The organism is Candidatus Goldiibacteriota bacterium (assembly GCA_016937715.1).
Taxonomy (GTDB): domain Bacteria; phylum Oederibacteriota; class PGYV01; order PGYV01; family PGYV01; genus PGYV01.
Genome location: JAFGWA010000007.1, coordinates 22,316 through 40,642, shown reverse-complemented (window position 1 = coordinate 40,642; position 18,327 = coordinate 22,316). Strand labels below are relative to the sequence as shown.

16 protein-coding genes are annotated in these 18,327 nt (G+C 42.6%); 1 reads left to right on the top strand and 15 read right to left on the bottom strand.

The genetic code is table 11. From position 1 onward, the window contains the following. Positions 1–150: 150 nt before the first annotated feature. From JXR81_01305 to JXR81_01295, 3 genes are all read right to left on the bottom strand, one after another. A complete protein-coding gene (locus tag JXR81_01305; protein ID MBN2753480.1) occupies positions 151–1,359 on the bottom strand; it encodes a hypothetical protein in 1,209 nt (402 codons plus the stop codon). 14 nt (positions 1,360–1,373) lie between these two features. Further along, positions 1,374–3,005 carry a tetratricopeptide repeat protein gene (locus JXR81_01300; protein MBN2753479.1) on the bottom strand — a complete coding sequence of 544 codons (1,632 nt, stop codon included), beginning with the start codon at positions 3,003–3,005 and terminating at the stop codon, positions 1,374–1,376. A gap of 252 nt (positions 3,006–3,257) precedes the next feature. Then, positions 3,258–3,866, bottom strand: a complete 609-nt coding sequence (locus JXR81_01295) for a DUF3575 domain-containing protein (GenBank protein ID MBN2753478.1) — start codon at positions 3,864–3,866, stop codon at positions 3,258–3,260. A 100-nt stretch (positions 3,867–3,966) separates the two neighbouring features. Between JXR81_01295 and JXR81_01290 the strand changes: the two genes are divergently transcribed. Next, positions 3,967–4,863: an NAD(P)-dependent oxidoreductase gene (locus JXR81_01290; GenBank protein MBN2753477.1), complete on the top strand. Its 897-nt coding sequence runs from the start codon at positions 3,967–3,969 to the stop codon at positions 4,861–4,863. Positions 4,864–5,044: 181 nt separating this feature from the next. Here the strand turns inward: JXR81_01290 and JXR81_01285 are convergent, their stop codons facing one another. The 12 genes from JXR81_01285 to JXR81_01230 all read right to left on the bottom strand — a co-directional run bounded on the left by JXR81_01285 (position 5,045) and on the right by JXR81_01230 (position 18,194). Further along, positions 5,045–5,272, bottom strand: a complete 228-nt coding sequence (locus tag JXR81_01285; GenBank protein ID MBN2753476.1) for a NifU family protein — start codon at positions 5,270–5,272, stop codon at positions 5,045–5,047. A gap of 108 nt (positions 5,273–5,380) precedes the next feature. Continuing rightward, positions 5,381–6,268 (bottom strand): M48 family metallopeptidase, encoded by an 888-nt coding sequence (locus JXR81_01280; GenBank protein MBN2753475.1) that lies wholly within the window; start codon positions 6,266–6,268, stop codon positions 5,381–5,383. 15 nt (positions 6,269–6,283) lie between these two features. Continuing rightward, complete coding sequence (locus JXR81_01275) at positions 6,284–6,838, bottom strand: LemA family protein (protein ID MBN2753474.1); 555 nt, start codon at positions 6,836–6,838, stop codon at positions 6,284–6,286. 537 nt (positions 6,839–7,375) lie between these two features. Next, positions 7,376–11,185 (bottom strand): CIA30 family protein, encoded by a 3,810-nt coding sequence (locus JXR81_01270; GenBank protein ID MBN2753473.1) that lies wholly within the window; start codon positions 11,183–11,185, stop codon positions 7,376–7,378. A 75-nt stretch (positions 11,186–11,260) separates the two neighbouring features. After that, the gene (locus tag JXR81_01265; protein ID MBN2753472.1) at positions 11,261–12,280 is read right to left on the bottom strand and encodes a phosphoribosylformylglycinamidine cyclo-ligase; all 1,020 of its coding nucleotides are present in this window, start codon (positions 12,278–12,280) and stop codon (positions 11,261–11,263) included. A gap of 38 nt (positions 12,281–12,318) precedes the next feature. After that, positions 12,319–13,392, bottom strand: coding sequence for a prephenate dehydratase (gene pheA, locus JXR81_01260; protein MBN2753471.1), 1,074 nt, complete (start codon positions 13,390–13,392; stop codon positions 12,319–12,321). Continuing rightward, on the bottom strand, positions 13,370–14,125 hold the full coding sequence (locus JXR81_01255) for an rRNA pseudouridine synthase (protein ID MBN2753470.1): 756 nt from the start codon (positions 14,123–14,125) through the stop codon (positions 13,370–13,372). The genes pheA and JXR81_01255 overlap by 23 nt, the downstream gene beginning before the upstream one ends. A gap of 31 nt (positions 14,126–14,156) precedes the next feature. Next, the gene (gene scpB, locus JXR81_01250; protein MBN2753469.1) at positions 14,157–15,059 is read right to left on the bottom strand and encodes an SMC-Scp complex subunit ScpB; all 903 of its coding nucleotides are present in this window, start codon (positions 15,057–15,059) and stop codon (positions 14,157–14,159) included. A gap of 39 nt (positions 15,060–15,098) precedes the next feature. Then, positions 15,099–15,842, bottom strand: a complete 744-nt coding sequence (locus JXR81_01245; protein MBN2753468.1) for a segregation/condensation protein A — start codon at positions 15,840–15,842, stop codon at positions 15,099–15,101. A 3-nt stretch (positions 15,843–15,845) separates the two neighbouring features. Then, entirely contained in the window at positions 15,846–16,823 is a 978-nt protein-coding gene (gene trpS / locus JXR81_01240; GenBank protein MBN2753467.1) for a tryptophan--tRNA ligase, read from the bottom strand. 17 nt (positions 16,824–16,840) lie between these two features. Beyond that, a complete protein-coding gene (locus JXR81_01235; protein ID MBN2753466.1) occupies positions 16,841–17,473 on the bottom strand; it encodes a site-2 protease family protein in 633 nt (210 codons plus the stop codon). Between the two features lie 145 nt (positions 17,474–17,618). Beyond that, on the bottom strand, positions 17,619–18,194 hold the full coding sequence (locus JXR81_01230) for a hypothetical protein (GenBank protein MBN2753465.1): 576 nt from the start codon (positions 18,192–18,194) through the stop codon (positions 17,619–17,621). Positions 18,195–18,327 lie beyond the last annotated feature (133 nt).

The following is an 18,327-nucleotide window of genomic DNA, read 5'->3' as shown; positions in this document are numbered from 1 at the left end:
GCACCTCCGTATTTCTATGCTACCACGCCTTGGAATAGGACATTTCTATTTTGCATATTTAGGACATTATCACTTTGCGGTTACACCAATAAAAAAAGGGGCGGTGTAACCGCCCCTTTTGAGTATGCTCTCTTTGTTTTTAAATATGTTTTACCACACCCTTACATTTGCAGATTTCGATCTTTTCAACCTTAATACTGAATAACTACAACCTGTAGTATTTGGCCAATCATTGCACTTATCAAATTCAGAATAAAAACCAAAACAATTTTGAAAAAACCTACCACACCATCCACCCAATTCACCATCAACTTTAAATGTTCTCTTAACATCAAGATTGCCGCTATCAGTGAATCTGATTGTAATCGTCGCATCAACTCCATTGTGATCCATAACCCATTCATAACCACCATTAGCTTTAGCAACTGCTAGATTACTATAATACCCTTCACCTAATAATATATCACCACCGCCGTCCGCTCCAGCATTCGTAATCGCTGCCAAATCACCATAAAAATTATAACTATCAGTCACAGCATTAATAGGCCCCGTAGTTTGAAAACCCTGCGCATCATAAGTATAATTTTTTGCACCCATCCAATAAGTTATTACTCCCCAAAATGTTTTTGCAAACTTCACATCAGCTGTTACAACAAAAGACCAATCTTTAACTACACTTAAAGAATTAGCTAAAATTACAGAACTGCCTACTGTTGCAGTGCCTTTTACTGATATATTAATACCACCGCCAAAACCTTCAAAACTTTTTGGATAATAAATCGTAAAAAACACTTTATCCCCGTCATTGTTAACCTGTGTAGATGTGGCGCTAACACTTAATCCCTGCGGGACTCCCAGTATTTCCAGATTGTATAACTTACTTACAGCAGTATGATATGTAATCATAAATACCTGCTCGTTTGCCTGAATAGGCAAAGCTAAACTGCCGCTTACCAGTGCCATCTCAAGGGTCTGTGCTCCCCTGTCAATGGCAAGCACTGTATTTGATAACGGCTCTACCATATAATACATATTTTCAAAGCCGTCATTTGATGGAATTATTACATCCCAATTACCGCCGCTGTGCACCGCAAATTCCGCTTTTCCTGTTTCATCTGTAAAACACGCAGCCTGCGTTGTTACACCCTGGGGCGCCATTTTAACCTGCACACTTGCCACAGGTGTGGCTTCCTGCATTAAAAACACTGAGAACTTAACATCCGGCGTTGCGGTATTGGTGGGCGTGGGTTTTAATACATTTACAGCCAGCGGGCTGAAAGGCGCGCTATTTTTATTACACCCTATTACTAATACAATTACAAAAACAAATAACAAAAAACATAATACTCCCTTTTTCATGTTCCCCTCCATGTTTATCGCTTAATAAGCGTTGTTGATTTTTTATCAGTTCTTCTATCAATCTCTGCCAGCAGTTTTATCGCGTCTTCATCCTTTGAATCTATCCTTAAAACATACTCTGCTTTAGATCTGGCGTCTTCCAGAAGGCCGCGGTCAAAAAACTCTTTTGCCTGCCCCATTGCTTCCTGCGCGCTTTGCACTGCCTTGGCGCTTTCACCTGAATACTTCTCTTTTGCCAGGGCAAGATTTTTTTTAGTTTCAATGTCATCCGGATAAATCTCTAAAACTTTTTCCCATGATACTATCGCTTTATCATAATACCCTTTCTGGTAATTAAGAACTCCTTCGTTATACAATGCATCCGCTTTCTTTTTATCTTTTTTAATGCCCTGCAGTTCTTTTACAAAATCCGCTATTTCATTGTTTTCAGGGGAATACTCCGCCGCCTCTTTGGCAAGTTTAAGCGCAGGCGCAATTTTACCCTGCGAATTCAACTCCCTTGCATCGCCATATTTGGCAACCGCGGTTTCCCTGAAATATTTAAGGTAAAAAACTGCGGTTTCATTTTCCGCGTCTATTTTATTTACTTCTAAATACCTGTTATAAGCCCCTTCAAACTTATTCTTACCCCTAAGTTCATCAGCTTCCGCAAGAAGTTTTTTAATATTCTCCTGCTTCTTATCACCTTCAAGTTTAACCGCTATCTCATCAAGATATTTTTTTACGTCAGAGTTTCCCGGGCTTATCTGGTTTAATTCCAGAAACTTAATCTCTGACCGCTTGTACAGACCCGCGTCAAAAAGAGTGACCCCATCGGTGTATATCTTTTTTCCTATTTCCGGAAACTGTTCCGACCCTGCGGCTAATGTTTTTATTGCCGCTGTTTTTTCCGTATTGCCAAATCCAATCAATAACCCCGCGCCAAAATAGAATCCGGAGTAATCCACCTGTGACTGTCCCTGCGATTCGCCTGTCCAGCCATAAACATTCTCTGTTTTAACCATTACAGTGCCCCTTGAATACCTGTAACCTGTTTTTAAATTTATACCCGCACTTTCCGAAAACATCCAGTTGGCGCCTGCTTCCGCGCTTATCCCGGCAAATGCCGTATCCCATGACTTTTTTATTCTGTAAGAATATGTCCCGTCTTCAAGAGCAGACTCTTCATCCATAGTGTTATTAAACGAATACGTCAATCCGGCGTCCAGGCCTATATAGGGATTAAAAGCAGATTCATCAAAAGCGTATTTTTTCAGCCCTATCCCCGTATAGATAGCACTGAAATCGCCGGAAATTTTCTGCGCGGTCTTTCCGTTTGGCCAAAGCGCGATGCTTTCTGTATCTCTGATGATACTTACTTCATTCTTAAGATACACAGCGGCTAAGCCCGCAGGCGCGTTAAAATTGTATCCGACTTCCAAAGAAGGTAATAATCCAAACGCAAGCGGCTTTAAAGATGATTTTATTCCAATTGAAGTGTTGTAATCATTGGCTTCCTTTATTGCCTGATTGTATTCCCCCATCAAAACCGAATTCATACCCCCCGTTAAAGACAGATACCAGTCTGACCCGCAAAAAGACGGCGGGACAATTAAAGCCAATACAAATAAAATAAATAAAAATTTACTAAAAACTTTTTTTACCATTTCCATCTCCTCCAAATGAAAATAAGTAAAATAAGCAATTGTTGGATTGCCCGTTTTACCCTCTATGTTGAAGGATATTATATACAATTTTATTTTGAATGCAAGTATTTTTTTATAGGCAAGCGGCAATATCATAATATTGTATCCACGGGACGCGCAGGAGCGCGTCCCCTACAAAAACAAAAACACATAAAAAAAAAGGACGGCATTTCTGCCGCCCTTTTTGAAAAGATAATTTATTGTATTACTGAATTACCATGCATATCCCAAGTTAAGTCCCGGTCCAAAACCAACTCCACCGAATCCTTCTGCTTTTACTCCATTAATTTCTATAGCGCTACCAATGTTGTAACTTAAAGCCACCTGCAGATCAAGTGTGAATCCATTATCCCATATCCATCTATATCCGCCATGTCCTCCAAGTCCAAACATAACAGCTGAACCTGTACCTGTTTTTGTCACGAGTTCAGTATAGGTATCATTCCATTCTGTATACTCATAACTAATCATTGACATTGTAATCTGTGCCTGAGGTCCTGCAAACCAACCATTTAAAGCATGGTTCTGGAAATACCAGTTGTATTCTGCGCCGGCCCCGATTGTTGTATAACTCCAATTACCAATACCAAACCAGTTAAACAAACCATTAAATCCAAGTCCATTTGTCTTTCCCATTGCCATTTCATAATGTGCACTTAAAATACCAATAAAAATAAGCGGGTTTACTGTTAAAACGTTCTGCTGTGTTGCCCAGTCTACCCCTTCTCCCTTAACTGCCTTTTCAAAACTGTTGGACTTTGCTGCAAATGCCGGTGCTACAAGAAGTGAAACTACCGCTAAAACAATTAACAACTTCTTCATTTAAACCCTCCAAAATATTTTTTAACTTCCTCTTTAATCCCTGTTTGTGATAACATTATATTAACACAAACAACATATTTGTCAATCATCAGGAGGTTTTATGCGGGTTTATCTGACAGGCGGAACGGGATTTATCGGCAGTTACACGGCTGTGGAACTGGCTAAAGCCGGCCACGAAGTTATAATTCTGGCAAGAAACCCCCAAAAAGCCCCTTCTTTGGGAAAAATCAAAAACATAAAAATTATCAAAGCTGATATGAAGGACTTTAAAGCGCTTTCAGCGGCGATAAAAAAACCTGACGCGCTTGTTCACATTGCCCTTTGCTGGGGTGATACAGGCCCGGAAATGATTGAAAACGAAACCTTAAATTCCGTACGCCTTATTGAACTTGCAATAAAAAAAGGGGCGCAGAAAATACTTTACACCTCTTCCACCGCGGCATCGGGGTATTATCAGAAACGCATCACTGAACAGTGCCGCCTTATCCCCGCTGATTTTTATGGCGCTACAAAGGGCGCTGTGGAACTTTTTATTTCGGCTTATTCCCATTATTACCCAAAACTGAAACTTAACATTATCCGCCCCGGTTATACCTTTGGAAATCCCGTAGTGCCGGGTTCTTCAATGCAGCCCGATAACAGATTCCGCCAGATATGCGCGGACGCGAAAGCCGGCAAAACAATACAGGTAATTAAAAATGACGGCACACAGTTTATATGGGCGGGAGATCTGGCTGTATTATACAGAAAAGTTATTGAATCTAACCTTAAAGGCGAAACCTTTTACGGTTTAAGCAGAAATTTTTTAAGCTGGGAGCAGGCGGCAAAATGGGCAATAAAATATTCCAATAGCAAAAGCAAACTGGAAGTATTTGATTATGGTTATTCAGACGACCCCGTGATGTTTTCCGTGGACAATATGCACAAACACTTTGGTCTTTCTTTTAACTCACAGGAAAAAGTTAAAGAACACATCAGATACATACTTAGCCTTTAAGAATCATTGCGCGTTATTCTTTTTTTCTTTTCTCCAAATTTTGCCGTTTCAGGTTTCTCGCTTACATTAAACCCGCGCCGTATCACACACCCCTTACGGCCCGGGTCGCATTTTCCCTTTAACAGCATACACTCTTCATTATTTTCATACTTGCAGAATGACGACTGCATTATCGCGCTTTTTACGGAACCGCTATTACTTCTGTAACTCCCGGTACTTCTTCCTTAAGGCGGGCTTCAACACCCTGCTTTAAAGTCATCTGTGACATAGGGCATCCCTGACAAGCTCCCTGAAGGCGGACTTTTACAACACCTGTTTTTTCATCCAAATCCACAAATTCCAAATCCCCTCCGTCTGCCTGAAGGTACTGCCTTAAATCTTCTATAACCGCTTTTACTTTTTCTCTCATTTTATTACCTCCTGAATGTATATCACTTTTTTTGTGATATTATCTCATTTTTATTCCTAAAAGTCAAGTTTCAAGAATACAATTATTTTCAGCGGTTGTCAAGAAACCTTAACCCATTTTAGGGTTTTCTTTGTATATATTCCCCTTTAACCGTTCTATCCTTAAATCCAACGGCGGATGAGTGGAAAAAAGCTGATCTGCCCTGAATCTGAACGGATTTGCAAAATACATGTGCTGCATTCCTGAATTATATTCAGCTTCCGGATAAGTTTCTTTCTTTATCTTTTCAAGAGCGTCTATCAGCCCCTGCGGGTATCTTGTAAGTAAAACTGCCGACGCATCTGCCATATATTCCCTTTGCCTTGACACCGCAAACTTTATAGCCATTGCGCCTATAGGCGCAAGTATCGCGGCCGCAATTGCAAGTATCCCAAAAAACAGGCCTGCCCGTCCGGAACGCCCGCGAAACGCGCTTCTTTTTATTACATCGGAAATCATAAAAACAGCGCCCGCCATTACCGCGGCAACGGTACTTACAAGAATGTCATAATTTTTTACATGGCTCATTTCGTGGGCTATTACGCCTTCTAATTCCAGTTTGGTAAGTTTTTTTAAGGCGCCTGTTGTAACGGCTATCGCGGAATGCTTTGGGTCCCTGCCGGCCGCAAAAGCATTTATACTTTCGCTTGGCATGACATATACTTTTGGAGCGGGAAGCCCTGCTGCCAGCGCCATACCTTCTGCCGCGTAATAAAGGCCGGGGTATATTTTTCTGTCCGCCTCCACCGCGCCCGATGATAAAATGGCCAGTTTGCCGCTGTTATAATAGGAAAAGAAAGTCATGATAAAAGACGCGGTAACACCGATTACAATTCCTGTATAAGGGTCGCCGTACAGCACCCCTATAATCCACCCAAGTCCGGCAATTAGGATGCCGTAGAAAAACAACAATATAAAGGTATTGTTTTTATTGGCGGCTATATCCTCGTATACCATTTATATTTCCTTTTTTTAAAACTTAACTGAAACCGGTTTTTTATCCTCTTCTGGTGTTTCAAAAAACTGTTTCTGCGTGTGCCCGAACATTCCCGCGAAAATCACTCCCGGAAACGCCTGCTGGTATTCATTATACACGCGCACAGTCTCGTTAAAAAACTGCCTTGCGTATGCAATCTTGCTTTCCATTCCGGAAAGGTCTGTCATAAGCTGGGTAAAATGGGCGTCCGCTTTAAGCTGCGGATAATTTTCACTTACGGCAAAAAGCGATTTTAACGCGCCTGTTAACATATTATCCGCGGCAGCGGTCTTTGCCACATCTGCGCCGGCTCCGGTTAACGCAGCCCTTGCCTGAATTACTTTTTCAAGCGTATCTTTTTCGTGCGCCGCGTATCCCTTAACTGTTTCAACAAGATTAGGAATCAAATCTGTCCTTTGTTTAAGTTGAACATCTATCTGCGCCCACGCTTCGCTGTTGCGGTTTTTTAAACTTACCAGTTTGTTAAATATGCCTATTACAAAAACAGCCGCAAGAAAAACAATCCCGAGAACTATTGCAGTTAATGTCATATTTCACCTCCGCAATTTAAATTTGAAATTATTATACCATAAAAAAAGACCGAGGGACGGAGGGACAGATGCACGGAGAGTCGGAAGTATGAACAAAACAGATATCGAAAATTCGAGATTTAAAAATTAGAAGAAAACCACAGGGATTGGATGTGTTTTTTAGTGCGTGCCGCGCAAGCACAGCATGTATGCGGCAGGGGCTATTTAATGCAGCGCCGGCAAATCCGGATGTGACGCAAGTTCCCGGCTGCCAATGAATTAACATGGCTGTTGATTTCACGTTTGTTCGGATACAAGAATACCAATTTCGCGGCGCGTGCTGAAAAAATATACCCAAGCCCTATAAAGCCAAGGGACGGATGCACGTATGTTCGAAAGAAAAAAGTTTAAGCTATAAGCAGTTAGGCAATAAGCAGAAGCGAAGACTTAAAGACAATGTTTCGCTCTAGCTTAATTGCTTAAAGTCTTGAAACGCTGTGTTTTATAATTTCGCTTATGCTTAAATGCTTATCAGCTTATTGCTTAAAATTTATACCCTTACTTTACTATTGCCAGCTTCCCATGTTTTATCTCCTCATCATCCGCCTTTATTACATATATATATATTCCAGGCGCTATTTTACTGTTTTTTCTTCTGCCTTCAAGTTTCCACAAATATGTCCCATCCGGGGAATCTGCCCGCGCAGAATGCACAAGTTCTCCTCTAAGATTATATATCTGTATCTCTGAATTTCGTGTAAGTTTTGCAAACACTATTCCCTTTTGCCCGTTTGTGCCGTCATATACAGACGGATAAATATAAACACCATCAAGATTATCCGCGGCCTGCATAGCAGGAAGCGGTGTAGTTGTAACAGTGGCAGTAATGGTATGCGAAGGAATTACCGCTGTCAGCGTTACAGTAATGGTTGATGTTACAGAAACAGTAACCGTGGCTGTTTTACTTAAATATAAGGTCGGCGTAGCGGTAAGTGTTATAGTGGGGGTTGGCGATGGCGGCGGCGGGGCGTTATAAAATTCCACATCATCTATATACAAGTCAAAAGCCCTGTCATATCCAAGCACCTGCCATTGAACTGCCGAAACGTGCGCAAGCACAGTAGAACGCGGGTACTGCGTGCCCCAGCCGGTATCCTGGGTAAACGATGAAAAAGGTATTTCTAAAAGCGTCCAGTCAGCCGGCGCCGCAAAAGTATATTTATAATCATTATATCCGGTCAAAGTGGAGCCGTCTAAATTGGATATATATGGCAGTCTTATTGTATACTGCATGCCGTCTCCCTTTACATAAAACCGAATTCCTGTAAACCCATTAACATCCTCTTCGTGATATACAGGCGCGCCAGAATCCGCGTATAAATTTACGCCAAGCCCGGCAGATGGATAAACATCCGGTGACGGCTGCGCTGCAACGCTGCCGTATATTCTTGCGGAGTATAATGGCGTATCAGCACCGCCCGATGTCATTGTGAATACGGAAGCTTTAGGCGGATTTATTGTGCTTAAAGCATCGGCATAATCATACCAGTAACCTCCAAGCATATTCGCGTTATTTCCATCTTCGCAGTTATCTATTATCCATGCGCCAACCGTGACGGTAAGCGTAACCGTGGGCGTTACTGTCTCTGTTGGGCCGCCCGGAGTCCTTGTAACTGTCGGGGTCAGCGTAAATGTATCAGTAGGCGCGGGGCCGGGATATATTTCAATTTCATACCATATAGCGCCGCGCGTATCGCTTATCTGAAATTTGGCATTACCGCCTTCATCCGAAATTGGCAGCGATAATACCCGCACGCCTGTATTATCAAGCGAATATACTTTTACATTCGCGGCAGCATAAGGCAAGACAAATTCCGCGCCTATTCCTTCTGTTGTCGTAGGCCCGGTTCCAAATGAAGCTGTATTTATATCCGCATTAGCGGCAGGAGGAAAACCAGCCGATGCCCCGGAAGGATACAGCCTGTAATTAACCCCGGTGTTTGAAGAAAATCCTGATGCTGTTACAAATATTTTTTCCGCGCCTGACGCAAACGTACCGCCCTGCGCCACGCTCATCATAATTGAAGACCAGTTCTGCATTGCAGACAACGGCCTTATAATTACCCCTGACAGGTTATATTCCGCGCCGATATTATTTCCTATTACGCCTTTTGTCTTTGGGGAATCTATTTTTAAAACCCCTGCGGATGAATTCCAGTTTAACTGATTGGTATCAGATGTATATATGCCCGCGCCGGGTATAGTGATATCCGCGGGAGAAAGCGCGCCTGCCGGATTAACACCGCCCTGCACTATTATGGATGTACCGTGCATCAGCGATGCCGCAAGGGGCATGCCTGCATCCTGAGCGTCAATTAACCGCCATGGGCCGGCGCCGGTTAAAAGGCCAAGCTCCTGCGCTGTAGTAATTGGTACTGTAACTTTGGCCGATGCTGCCGATATATCATTACGCCTGAACATTAAAGCCGCGTGAAGCATATTAGCCCATTTGCCAGGGTCCATATCCACATCAAAAAAACCGTCTAATTTATTTTCGCTCCAGTTTGTATTGCCGTCGCCGTATGTATAGGCGTATATCGCGTCCCAGTCCTGAAACGACGCGTAAGCCCCAAGCACGCTGTACGCTTCCGCGTTAAATGAATTTGGAAACGGATGGTTATATTCTGTTACCGTAAACGGTTTTCCTTCCACCCTTTTCATGGACAACGCGGAAATAGTACCTCCGTCATTCCTTGATAATACAGACGAGTTATTAACCCACCACGGAGTCACCCATTGTTCCCCCTCGTATGACGGGTGCTGCCAGTAAGCGTGAGCGTCAATGACATCAAACAGGTTCATAAGATTAGGCGTGGAATTTCCGATTACCGTACCCACGGTCAGCGCCTTCGCGGACAGCGACACTTTTATGTAATTATTCATAGAGCCCCAGTAATGCTCCTCTTTTTTCCATAAAAAATCCACCCAGTCATTTTTGGCAGCCAAAGTCCTATCTGCCCTGTCAGCAGCTTTGAATATTTTCACGGAATCAAAATCAGTTTCATCCACGTTAGTACCGGGAATTGTACCGCCCTGCCTGAAGGAAACATCGGCAAAAGAATACACCGCTGTCTCTTTTGCCATATCCGTGAAATTCACCCTTGCTGATATCGTTGTCTTTGTTGCCGCAAAAACAAATTCAAACCGCTGCCAGTCGGTTGTCAGATTTAAAGTCTTTTCAAAATATGTCTGCCACGCCCCGTTGACTTCCTGTACAATAACATCCACGGTTGCAGCCCTGTCTGCTTTTGCGGAAAAAGAAAGCGTATATGGGGTGCCTGCGGTTAAAGTGACACCCTGATTAAGCTGAACGTGCCAGTTAACAGTACTTGAAGCGGAAACGTTCACCTGACAGGAATTTTTACCGGGTGCAAGGCCGTTTGCAATAACACTAAAAAGGGCGGATGCCGGGGCGGTTGACTCCCTGTTCCATGAGTTCAAACCCAAAGCAAAATCTCCGTTTAAAAGTTTTTCATCCCCCAATGGCGCCGACATTCCCCACGCCCCCTGAAGCGCCGCAAAAGAAGGATATTTGCCTGAAAGATATGAATTCCACATTACCTGAAGCTGCGTGTTAAAATCTGCCGGCAGTAAATCCATCTGTGAATTGTGCCATGCGTGTATAAGGCCGTGTTCGTTGCAGGTTTCAACAAATACAACCGCGGGGTCCTGCGTGTATTTTATTCCCGTGTACGCGTTTGTCCTGTCAAGCATTCCGGACGCGAATTCCATCTGAAGTCCAAGCATTACCGGGTCAAACATCGCAGGAGTCTGTTTATCTTTCCAGTTCATTGTATCTATAGAAGCGGGCAGTCCGTCCGTGCTTCTAAAATCACGCCCCGCAAGAAGATTTATATTTGAATAGATGCCGTGTTCTTTTAAACGTGATACAAAGTAATCAAATTTATCAAGATTAGCCGCATTTAGATGCCTTGAATCCGCGTATCCCGCGTAATCAATGAATGACTGCCCCCACGAAGCATCCCCAAGATGAAACCGCACAAGGTTTATTCCGTATTTTGCCATCCTGCGCGCTATCTTATCCGCGTCCGCCTTATCAGGAAAGCAGTTGCTTGAAGTGACATTTACCGCAAGAAACTTTATTCTTGAAGCGCCGGAATTCACGTATAAATGGCCGTCAGGCGCGGCAGTTACATAACCGGAAACACCGGCGGGTTTATGATTTAAATAACTAAGGTTGGTTATTGTATCGGAATCATCATCCCACGGAAGGGTAAAGTTGAACATGCCCGCATGCAGCGGGGAAACAGTTAAAAGTATTATGGCGGCAAAAAAACACTTCTTCATAGATACTCCTTATTTGTTAAGACGGGCAAACCTGTATCTATTTATTACAACGCGCAAAGACGAAAAAAGTTGCGGTTAAACGACGGTAACTTTTTTATCGCCTTTGGTTATATTGCCTATAAGCCAAGCGCGCTCGCCTGACTTTTTAAGCGAAGAAACAACTGTTTTCGCCTTATCAGCCGGGACAATAAGCACCATTCCCACACCCATATTAAATACACGGTGCATTTCCCTGTCTTCTATCCCCCCAAGTTTCTGTATCATTTTAAAAATGGGAAGTACTTCCCATGAACCTTTTTTTATCACACAATCCACATTACCCGGAAGCACGCGGACTATATTATCATAAAAACCTCCGCCGGTTATGTGCGACATTGCGTTAATAAGCCCTTTTTGTACAAGCGGATAAACAGATTTAAAAAACGACCTGTGAGGCTCCAAAAGCGCAAGCCCAAGAGTAGTCTTTAATTCAGGAATATATTTTGTATAAGGTATTTTCTTGTTTTCAAACACGCGCCTTGCAAGGGAAAAACCGTTGGTCTGCAGTCCATAAGAACCAATACCGATAACCGCGTTTCCCGGTTTTACTTTTTTCCCTGTTAATATTTTTTTCTTTTCCACTTCGCCGACTATCGTTCCCACAAGGTCATATTCGCCGTCTTTATAAACGCCGGGCATCTCCGCGGTCTCTCCGCCTATTAACACCGTGCCGTTTTCCCTGCACGCTTTTGCCATTCCTGATATTACATCCACAAGCACTTTGCCTTCAAGTTTTCCGCAGCCAAAATAATCAAGAAAAAACAGGGGCTTGGCTCCCATCACAAGAATGTCATTTATACAGTGGTTTACAATATCCTGCCCCACGGTATCGTGTTTGTTAATATTCTGGGCAATTTTAAGTTTGGTGCCCACGCCGTCCGTGCTGGCAACGGTACATTTGCCGCCGCCCATATCAAACACGCCGCCGTAGCTGCCTATATCCGTCACCACTTTTTTATTAAAAGTGGATTTTATATGCGCTTTCGCCTTACCCAGCGCGCCAACCGCCGCGTCAATATTTACCCCTGCTGATTTGTATGAAAGTTTTTTTGCCATTTTTTCTCCAATCTGTTTATTATTTAATATTTTTAGAATCAGAACCTTGGGTACGAACCAAGTACTTTTACAGAACCCGCTTCACGTTCAACAGCTTTTAACGCGTCTTTTACATTTTTATCTTCCGCGTAACCTTCCACATCAACAAAAAACAGGTAATCCCACGCCTTTTTTTTGGAAGGCCTTGATTCTATATTGGAAAGATTTACATGATAATTATCAAAGGGCTGCAACAGCCTGTAAAGCGCGCCCGGCTTGTCTTTAATTGAAACCATAATTGATGTCTTATCCCTGCCCGTCCTTTTACTGAAAGTTCTGCCGATTATAAAAAACCTTGTATAGTTGTCCGACATATCCTGTACAGATTTTACCAGTACTTTTAACCCGTAAATTTCCGCCGCAAGCTCCGCGGCTATTCCGGCGCCGCCTTTTGTTTTTGAAGCTTCCATCGCGGATTTTGAATTACTGGAAACCTCTTTAATAATCACATTTGGTAAATTACTTTCTATCCACACCCTGCACTGACCCAAAGTCTGAGGGTGTACAAAAAGCGTCTTAATATCAGAAAGCCTGCTTTCTTTTGAAATAAGGCAGTGTTCTATCTTTAAAAGTATTTCCGAACATATTTTAAGGTCTGAATCCGCGAACATATCATAAGTATAATTTACAGCGCCTTCCGTGGAATTTTCTATGGGCACGCAGCCGTAATCAGCATTTCCTTTTTCCACTTCAGAGAAAACTTCTTTTATGCTGCCCGCAGGGGAGTAATTTGTCATTTTGCCAAACCGTTTTACCGCTGCCAGATGCGAATAAGTGGCAACGGGCCCAAGATAAGCCACTGTTATCCCGCGCTGCAGATATCTTGATACTGAAAAAATCTCATTATATACAGCTTCAATTCCTTTTAACGGGAAGGGGCCTTTTTTTACTTTTTTCAAATTTTCCAGAACCGCAGCTTCCCTTGCCGGGTCATAGACTTCCATACTGGAAGAAGTTTTAAACTGCGCTATCTTTTTTACGCTTTCAGCACGGTTGTGTAAAAGCGTAACTATCTCTTTATCCACCGCGTCAATCTGTTTCCTGTATTGGCTAAGGTCTTTTTTTCTTTTCACGGGGCTTCACCTCTTTTTTTAGGGGGGCAAATGTATCTATTTCATCCCTTGTAAGGTACCTGAATTCTCCCGGTTTTAATCCGGCAACGCTTATTCTTCCCACGCTTTCTCTTTTTAACCTGACCACGCTTAAACCTACCGCCGCGCACATATTTTTTACCTGATGATTTAATCCCTGTGTAATAACCATTCTAAGTACGTCATTCTGTTCATTTTTGTGTATCGGAGCCACCTCTTTTGCCTTTACATACACCCCATCTACAGTTACCCCCCTTTTAAGGCGGTCTAACTGTTTAGTGTCTGCCCTGCCTTTTAATTTCACCATATACACTTTATCCACTTTATATTTAGGATGGGTTATTCTGTTAGCCCAGTCGCCGTCATTTGTAAGAAACAGGCATCCGGTGGTGTTGTAATCCAGCCTTCCCACAGGAAAAAGCCTGCCTTTGTCAACCACATGCACCGGAAGCAGGTCCAATACTGTGCGCCTCTCTTTTTCATCCGCAACCGTGCACACGCACCCTTCAGGTTTATGCATTATTATATACGCAGGGGTCTCTTTTCTTAATAACTTTCCGTCAACTTTAACAGCGTCTTTTGTTTCATCCACTTTAAAACCAAGTTCACGTATATGCTTTCCGTTTACCGTGACCCTTCCCTGTGTCATAAGTTCTTCCGCTTTTCTGCGCGAAGTAACACCACAGCGTGCTATGTACTGCTGAAGCCTCATCATATATTACTCCTTTAAATTTCCCATTGAAATTCTATTTGTTGTCATCTTCATCATCTTCATCATCTTCATCATCTTCGTCGTCTTCGTCGTCTTCGTCGTCTTCGTCGTCTTCGTCGTAATCCTCATCCTCTTCCCCATCTTCGTCTTCGTCCTCTTCTTCATCTTCAAGCGTTTCCGGTATCAGTTCTTCATCCAGAACATTTTCCTTTTCTTCATCTTCCGCTTTCAGGTTTTCATCAGCATCCGCAGCCGCATCCGCGTCAGTCTGAATTTCGCCGTCTTCGGCAAGCATATCTTCAGTTGACTGCCGGTGCATCAATTTCTGTTTTTCTTCATCATCAAAATTAATCATTGTCTGATTTTTTGCCACTTCTATTTTATCTTCCCACTTTTCAATATATTCGTCTTTTTCAAGTATTGTTTTAATTTCATCAAGTTTAGGCAGGTCATCAAGCGTGTTAATGCCAAGATACTGCATAAACTCTTTGGTGGTGCTGTATAAAAGCGGCCTTCCCGGAGCGTCTTTACGCCCGGCTATTTTAATAAGTTTTCGTTCCAAAAGCGTATGATAAACTCCATCAGAATTAACACCCCTTATTATTTCCACTTCCTGCTTTGTAATAGGCTGTTTGTACGCCACAATCGCAAGCACTTCAAGGGCGGCGCGGGTAAGGCGCGACATCAGTTTATTTTTATACAGTTTTTTAATGTAGGGGGCATAATCCGGAAGCGTCAACAGTTCGTACCCGCCGGCTATTTCTTTTAACGTCACGGGCGAATCCGTCTCTTTAAGCCTTGTTGTCAGCTGCTCTACAGCGGCAACAACTTCCTTATGCGGAAGCTCCATTACCTGCGCCAGCAGCTGCACCGGCAAGGGTTTATCACTTGCAAATAAAAGCGCCTCTATTATCCTGTCATTGTCTATTTTTGCCATTTTATTACCGTCCTTATGATTTCACTTTTTAACCTGCGGCTAATCGCCCATGTTCTGCAGTACTGCCCTGTCAAAGTTCCTGTCTATGATATCTATCCTTATATCCTCAAACGTAAAGTCCTGATAAACCCTGATAACCTTAAGCCTTAACAGTTCCAGTATGCCCATAAACAGCGCCACAATATAAAGCCTGTTGTTGTTTTTCTCGCACATATTAAAAAAACTTACATTATCCACGGTCTGTAATACATCCAGAAGTTCATACATCCTGTCCTTTATCTTAATGGCTTCGCCCGGTATCACTATCAGTTTTCTTTCCTTCAGTCTGTCTAAAATTGAATCCATTGCTTTTGCCAGCGCGTAAATATCCAGCGACAATTCCTTGTCTTCCGCGCTTATGTTAAGCGGATTTAACCTTTCAAACATATCGCGTTTTTTGGCTTCATAAAGCCTCATCTTTTCCGATACTTCCTTGAACGTGTTGTATTCAAGAAGGTGCTGCACCAGTTCCATTCTTGGATCTTCTTCGTCCTGCTGCAGCAGTTCATCTTTAGGAAGCAGCATCTTTGCCTTTATATAAATCAGCGTGGCTGCAATGACTATAAATTCGGTCGCCACTTCAAGGTTAAACTTGCGCATCATATCAATGTATTCAAGGTATTCCTCTGTTATCTTGGCTATGGGAATATCATAAATATCTATCTGGTTCTTCCTTATTAAATAAAGAAGAAGGTCAAACGGCCCTTCAAAGACCGCAAGCTTAAGCTGATAATCGCCGTCCATTTTTTACCCCAGTTTCATGCAGTGCCTTACGCCCGCCATTGTTTCAACAGCGGCTGCAGCGGCCCTTGCGTTTCCGTCTTTTATAATGTCCCTGATTAAATCAGGTTTGTTCTCAAACTGCGCGCGCGTTTCCCTTATAGGCGCCATCCTCGCGTTTAAAAGCGCTGCCAGCTGTTTCTTACAGTCAACGCATCCGCGCGTGCCTTCTTTACACTCTTTCTCCACAGTATCAATACCTTCGCCGTTATAAATCTTATGAAAAGCGCACACCACGCATTCTTCAGGGTGCCCAAGGTCATTCTTTTTTACTTTTAACGGATCTGTAAACATCATCTTTACTTTCTTTTCAGTCTCTTCGGCGCTGTCCGCAAGATAAATGGCGTTGTTGTAACTTTTGCTCATTTTTCTTCCGTCAAGGCCGGGCAGTTTGGGATACATGGTAAGTATCTCTTTTGGCTCCGGAAAAAATTCCCCGTAATAATTGTTAAACCTTCTTACAATCTCACGCGCCAGTTCAAGGTGCGGCCGCTGATCTTCGCCTATGGGAACTTTATTCGCCCTGTAAACCAATATATCCGCCGCCTGCAGCACGGGATATCCTAAAAAGCCAAAAGTGGAAAGGTCTTTTTCTTTCAGTTCCTGCTTCTGCTCTTTATATGTAGGATTTCTTTCAAGCCACGGCACAGGAGTTATCATTGAAAGCAGCAAAAAAAGTTCCGCGTGTTCCTTTACCGCGGACTGCACAAACATCACGGCTTTTTTGGGATCTATCCCCACTGAAAGCCAGTCAATATACATTTCTACCGTATTTTCAGTTATATTTTTTGGCTTTTCATAATCCGTGGTCAGCGCGTGCCAGTCAGCCACCATATAAAAAGCTTTGTACTTATCCTGCATTTCCACATAATTTTTTAGTACGCCTTCAAGGTGGCCAAGGTGCAGCTTTCCCGTGGGCCTCATTCCGCTTAATACACTTTCCATCTAAAATCTCCCTGTTATTAAAGAATAAAAGAAATCAGTTTCATAATTGTATAATATATCGGCTTAAAAATCACATCAAGGACGCCAAAAGCCAGCAGCCCTATCACAATAAACAGCCCATATGGTTCAAGTTTCATATAGCTGTACATCATCCTGTCGGGCATAAAACCCATTAACACTTTGGAACCGTCAAGCGGCGGAATAGGAATCAGGTTAAACGCCGCAAGGATTACATTAAGCATTATCCCGTATTGAAGAAACATAAATAATCCCTGCGATTCCAAAACCGGGAATAAAGGCACAACTTTAAGTATAATCGCAAAAACAACCGCCAGTAATATGTTTGAACCCGGGCCGGCAAGGCTTACAAGCATCATATCTTTTTTATGATTTTTAAAATATGACGGATTAACAGGCACGGGTTTTGCGCCTCCTATTATAAAAGGCGAACCCGTAAGAATCAGCATTACCGGCAGGATAATTGACATAAAAGGATCTATGTGAGGAAGCGGGTTTAAAGTTAGCCTTCCCATATCTTTCGCGGTAGGGTCGCCAAGCCTGTGCGCCGCAAGGCCGTGAGAAACTTCATGCACCACCACTGCGAATATAAGCACAACAATCTTAATAACAATTTCCGAAAGCCTGTCCATATGCCGGAATTCTCCTTATAAACAACATTAAAACAGAATAAAATAAAAAATTCGTTAGTTATTATAACATAGTTTAATCAATTCCATAATGAAAAAAGGCGGCCCTAAAAGGGCCGCCTTTTGGGAACTATTATCTGTTTAACAGTTACTTTTTAACTTCTTCTTTTACTTCCGTTTTAGCTTCAGATACCGCCGCTTCAACCTTTTTTTCCACCGGGTTCTTTGTATCTTCAAGGAACTGGTTTACCCAGGAGATAAAATCAAGATTGCTTGTTATCTTCTCCGCAGGGCCTTCTCCGCCTTCAAGCGCCTTTGCTTCTTCAAGTATGCCCTTTGCTTCATCAAGTAATCCCATGTTTGATTCAAGAATTACAGCTATATCTTTCTGTGTGGCAAATTTTTCTTTGCTTGGAGCCATTCCGGAAAGCTGTTCTATTTTTGCCGAATAATCAGTATTTTTCTTGAAAGCTTTAATTAATTCATACGCCGCGCTGTTAAGCTGCCATGCCTGAATTTCTTTTGTGGCCGATTTCGCCGCAAGTGTTGCCGCCTCTTTATACTTTGCAACTGATACAGACGTATTGCCTTCATCCGACGCTTTTGAAGCCTCTTCTTTTACCGCTTTGTAAGCTGTGTAGTCTTCATATACAGTCCACGAAGCTGCCTGAAGCATTGATACCGCAAAAACAAAAGCCATAACCGCCATAACCGTTCTTTTCATACTTTCCTCCCCTTCTTAAACTTTTTTATTTTTCTTCCTGAATAGGCATATAATCATTATATACCATTTTTTTGCAATTTCAAGATTATATTACAAAGCCTTAAAACTATTACAGTTAAGACGTAACCGCTCT

Excerpts from the sequence above, each read along its gene's own strand:
- JXR81_01305 (MBN2753480.1), bottom strand. The coding sequence starts at position 1,359 with ATGAAAAAGGGAGTATTATGTTTTTTGTTATTTGTTTTTGTAATTGTA.
- JXR81_01300 (MBN2753479.1), bottom strand. The coding sequence starts at position 3,005 with ATGGTAAAAAAAGTTTTTAGTAAATTTTTATTTATTTTATTTGTATTG.
- JXR81_01295 (MBN2753478.1), bottom strand. The coding sequence starts at position 3,866 with ATGAAGAAGTTGTTAATTGTTTTAGCGGTAGTTTCACTTCTTGTAGCA.
- JXR81_01290 (MBN2753477.1), top strand. The coding sequence starts at position 3,967 with ATGCGGGTTTATCTGACAGGCGGAACGGGATTTATCGGCAGTTACACG.
- JXR81_01285 (MBN2753476.1), bottom strand. The coding sequence starts at position 5,272 with ATGAGAGAAAAAGTAAAAGCGGTTATAGAAGATTTAAGGCAGTACCTT.
- JXR81_01280 (MBN2753475.1), bottom strand. The coding sequence starts at position 6,268 with ATGGTATACGAGGATATAGCCGCCAATAAAAACAATACCTTTATATTG.
- JXR81_01275 (MBN2753474.1), bottom strand. The coding sequence starts at position 6,838 with ATGACATTAACTGCAATAGTTCTCGGGATTGTTTTTCTTGCGGCTGTT.
- JXR81_01270 (MBN2753473.1), bottom strand. The coding sequence starts at position 11,185 with ATGAAGAAGTGTTTTTTTGCCGCCATAATACTTTTAACTGTTTCCCCG.
- JXR81_01265 (MBN2753472.1), bottom strand. The coding sequence starts at position 12,280 with ATGGCAAAAAAACTTTCATACAAATCAGCAGGGGTAAATATTGACGCG.
- JXR81_01255 (MBN2753470.1), bottom strand. The coding sequence starts at position 14,125 with ATGATGAGGCTTCAGCAGTACATAGCACGCTGTGGTGTTACTTCGCGC.
- scpB (MBN2753469.1), bottom strand. The coding sequence starts at position 15,059 with ATGGCAAAAATAGACAATGACAGGATAATAGAGGCGCTTTTATTTGCA.
- JXR81_01245 (MBN2753468.1), bottom strand. The coding sequence starts at position 15,842 with ATGGACGGCGATTATCAGCTTAAGCTTGCGGTCTTTGAAGGGCCGTTT.
- trpS (MBN2753467.1), bottom strand. The coding sequence starts at position 16,823 with ATGGAAAGTGTATTAAGCGGAATGAGGCCCACGGGAAAGCTGCACCTT.
- JXR81_01235 (MBN2753466.1), bottom strand. The coding sequence starts at position 17,473 with ATGGACAGGCTTTCGGAAATTGTTATTAAGATTGTTGTGCTTATATTC.
- JXR81_01230 (MBN2753465.1), bottom strand. The coding sequence starts at position 18,194 with ATGAAAAGAACGGTTATGGCGGTTATGGCTTTTGTTTTTGCGGTATCA.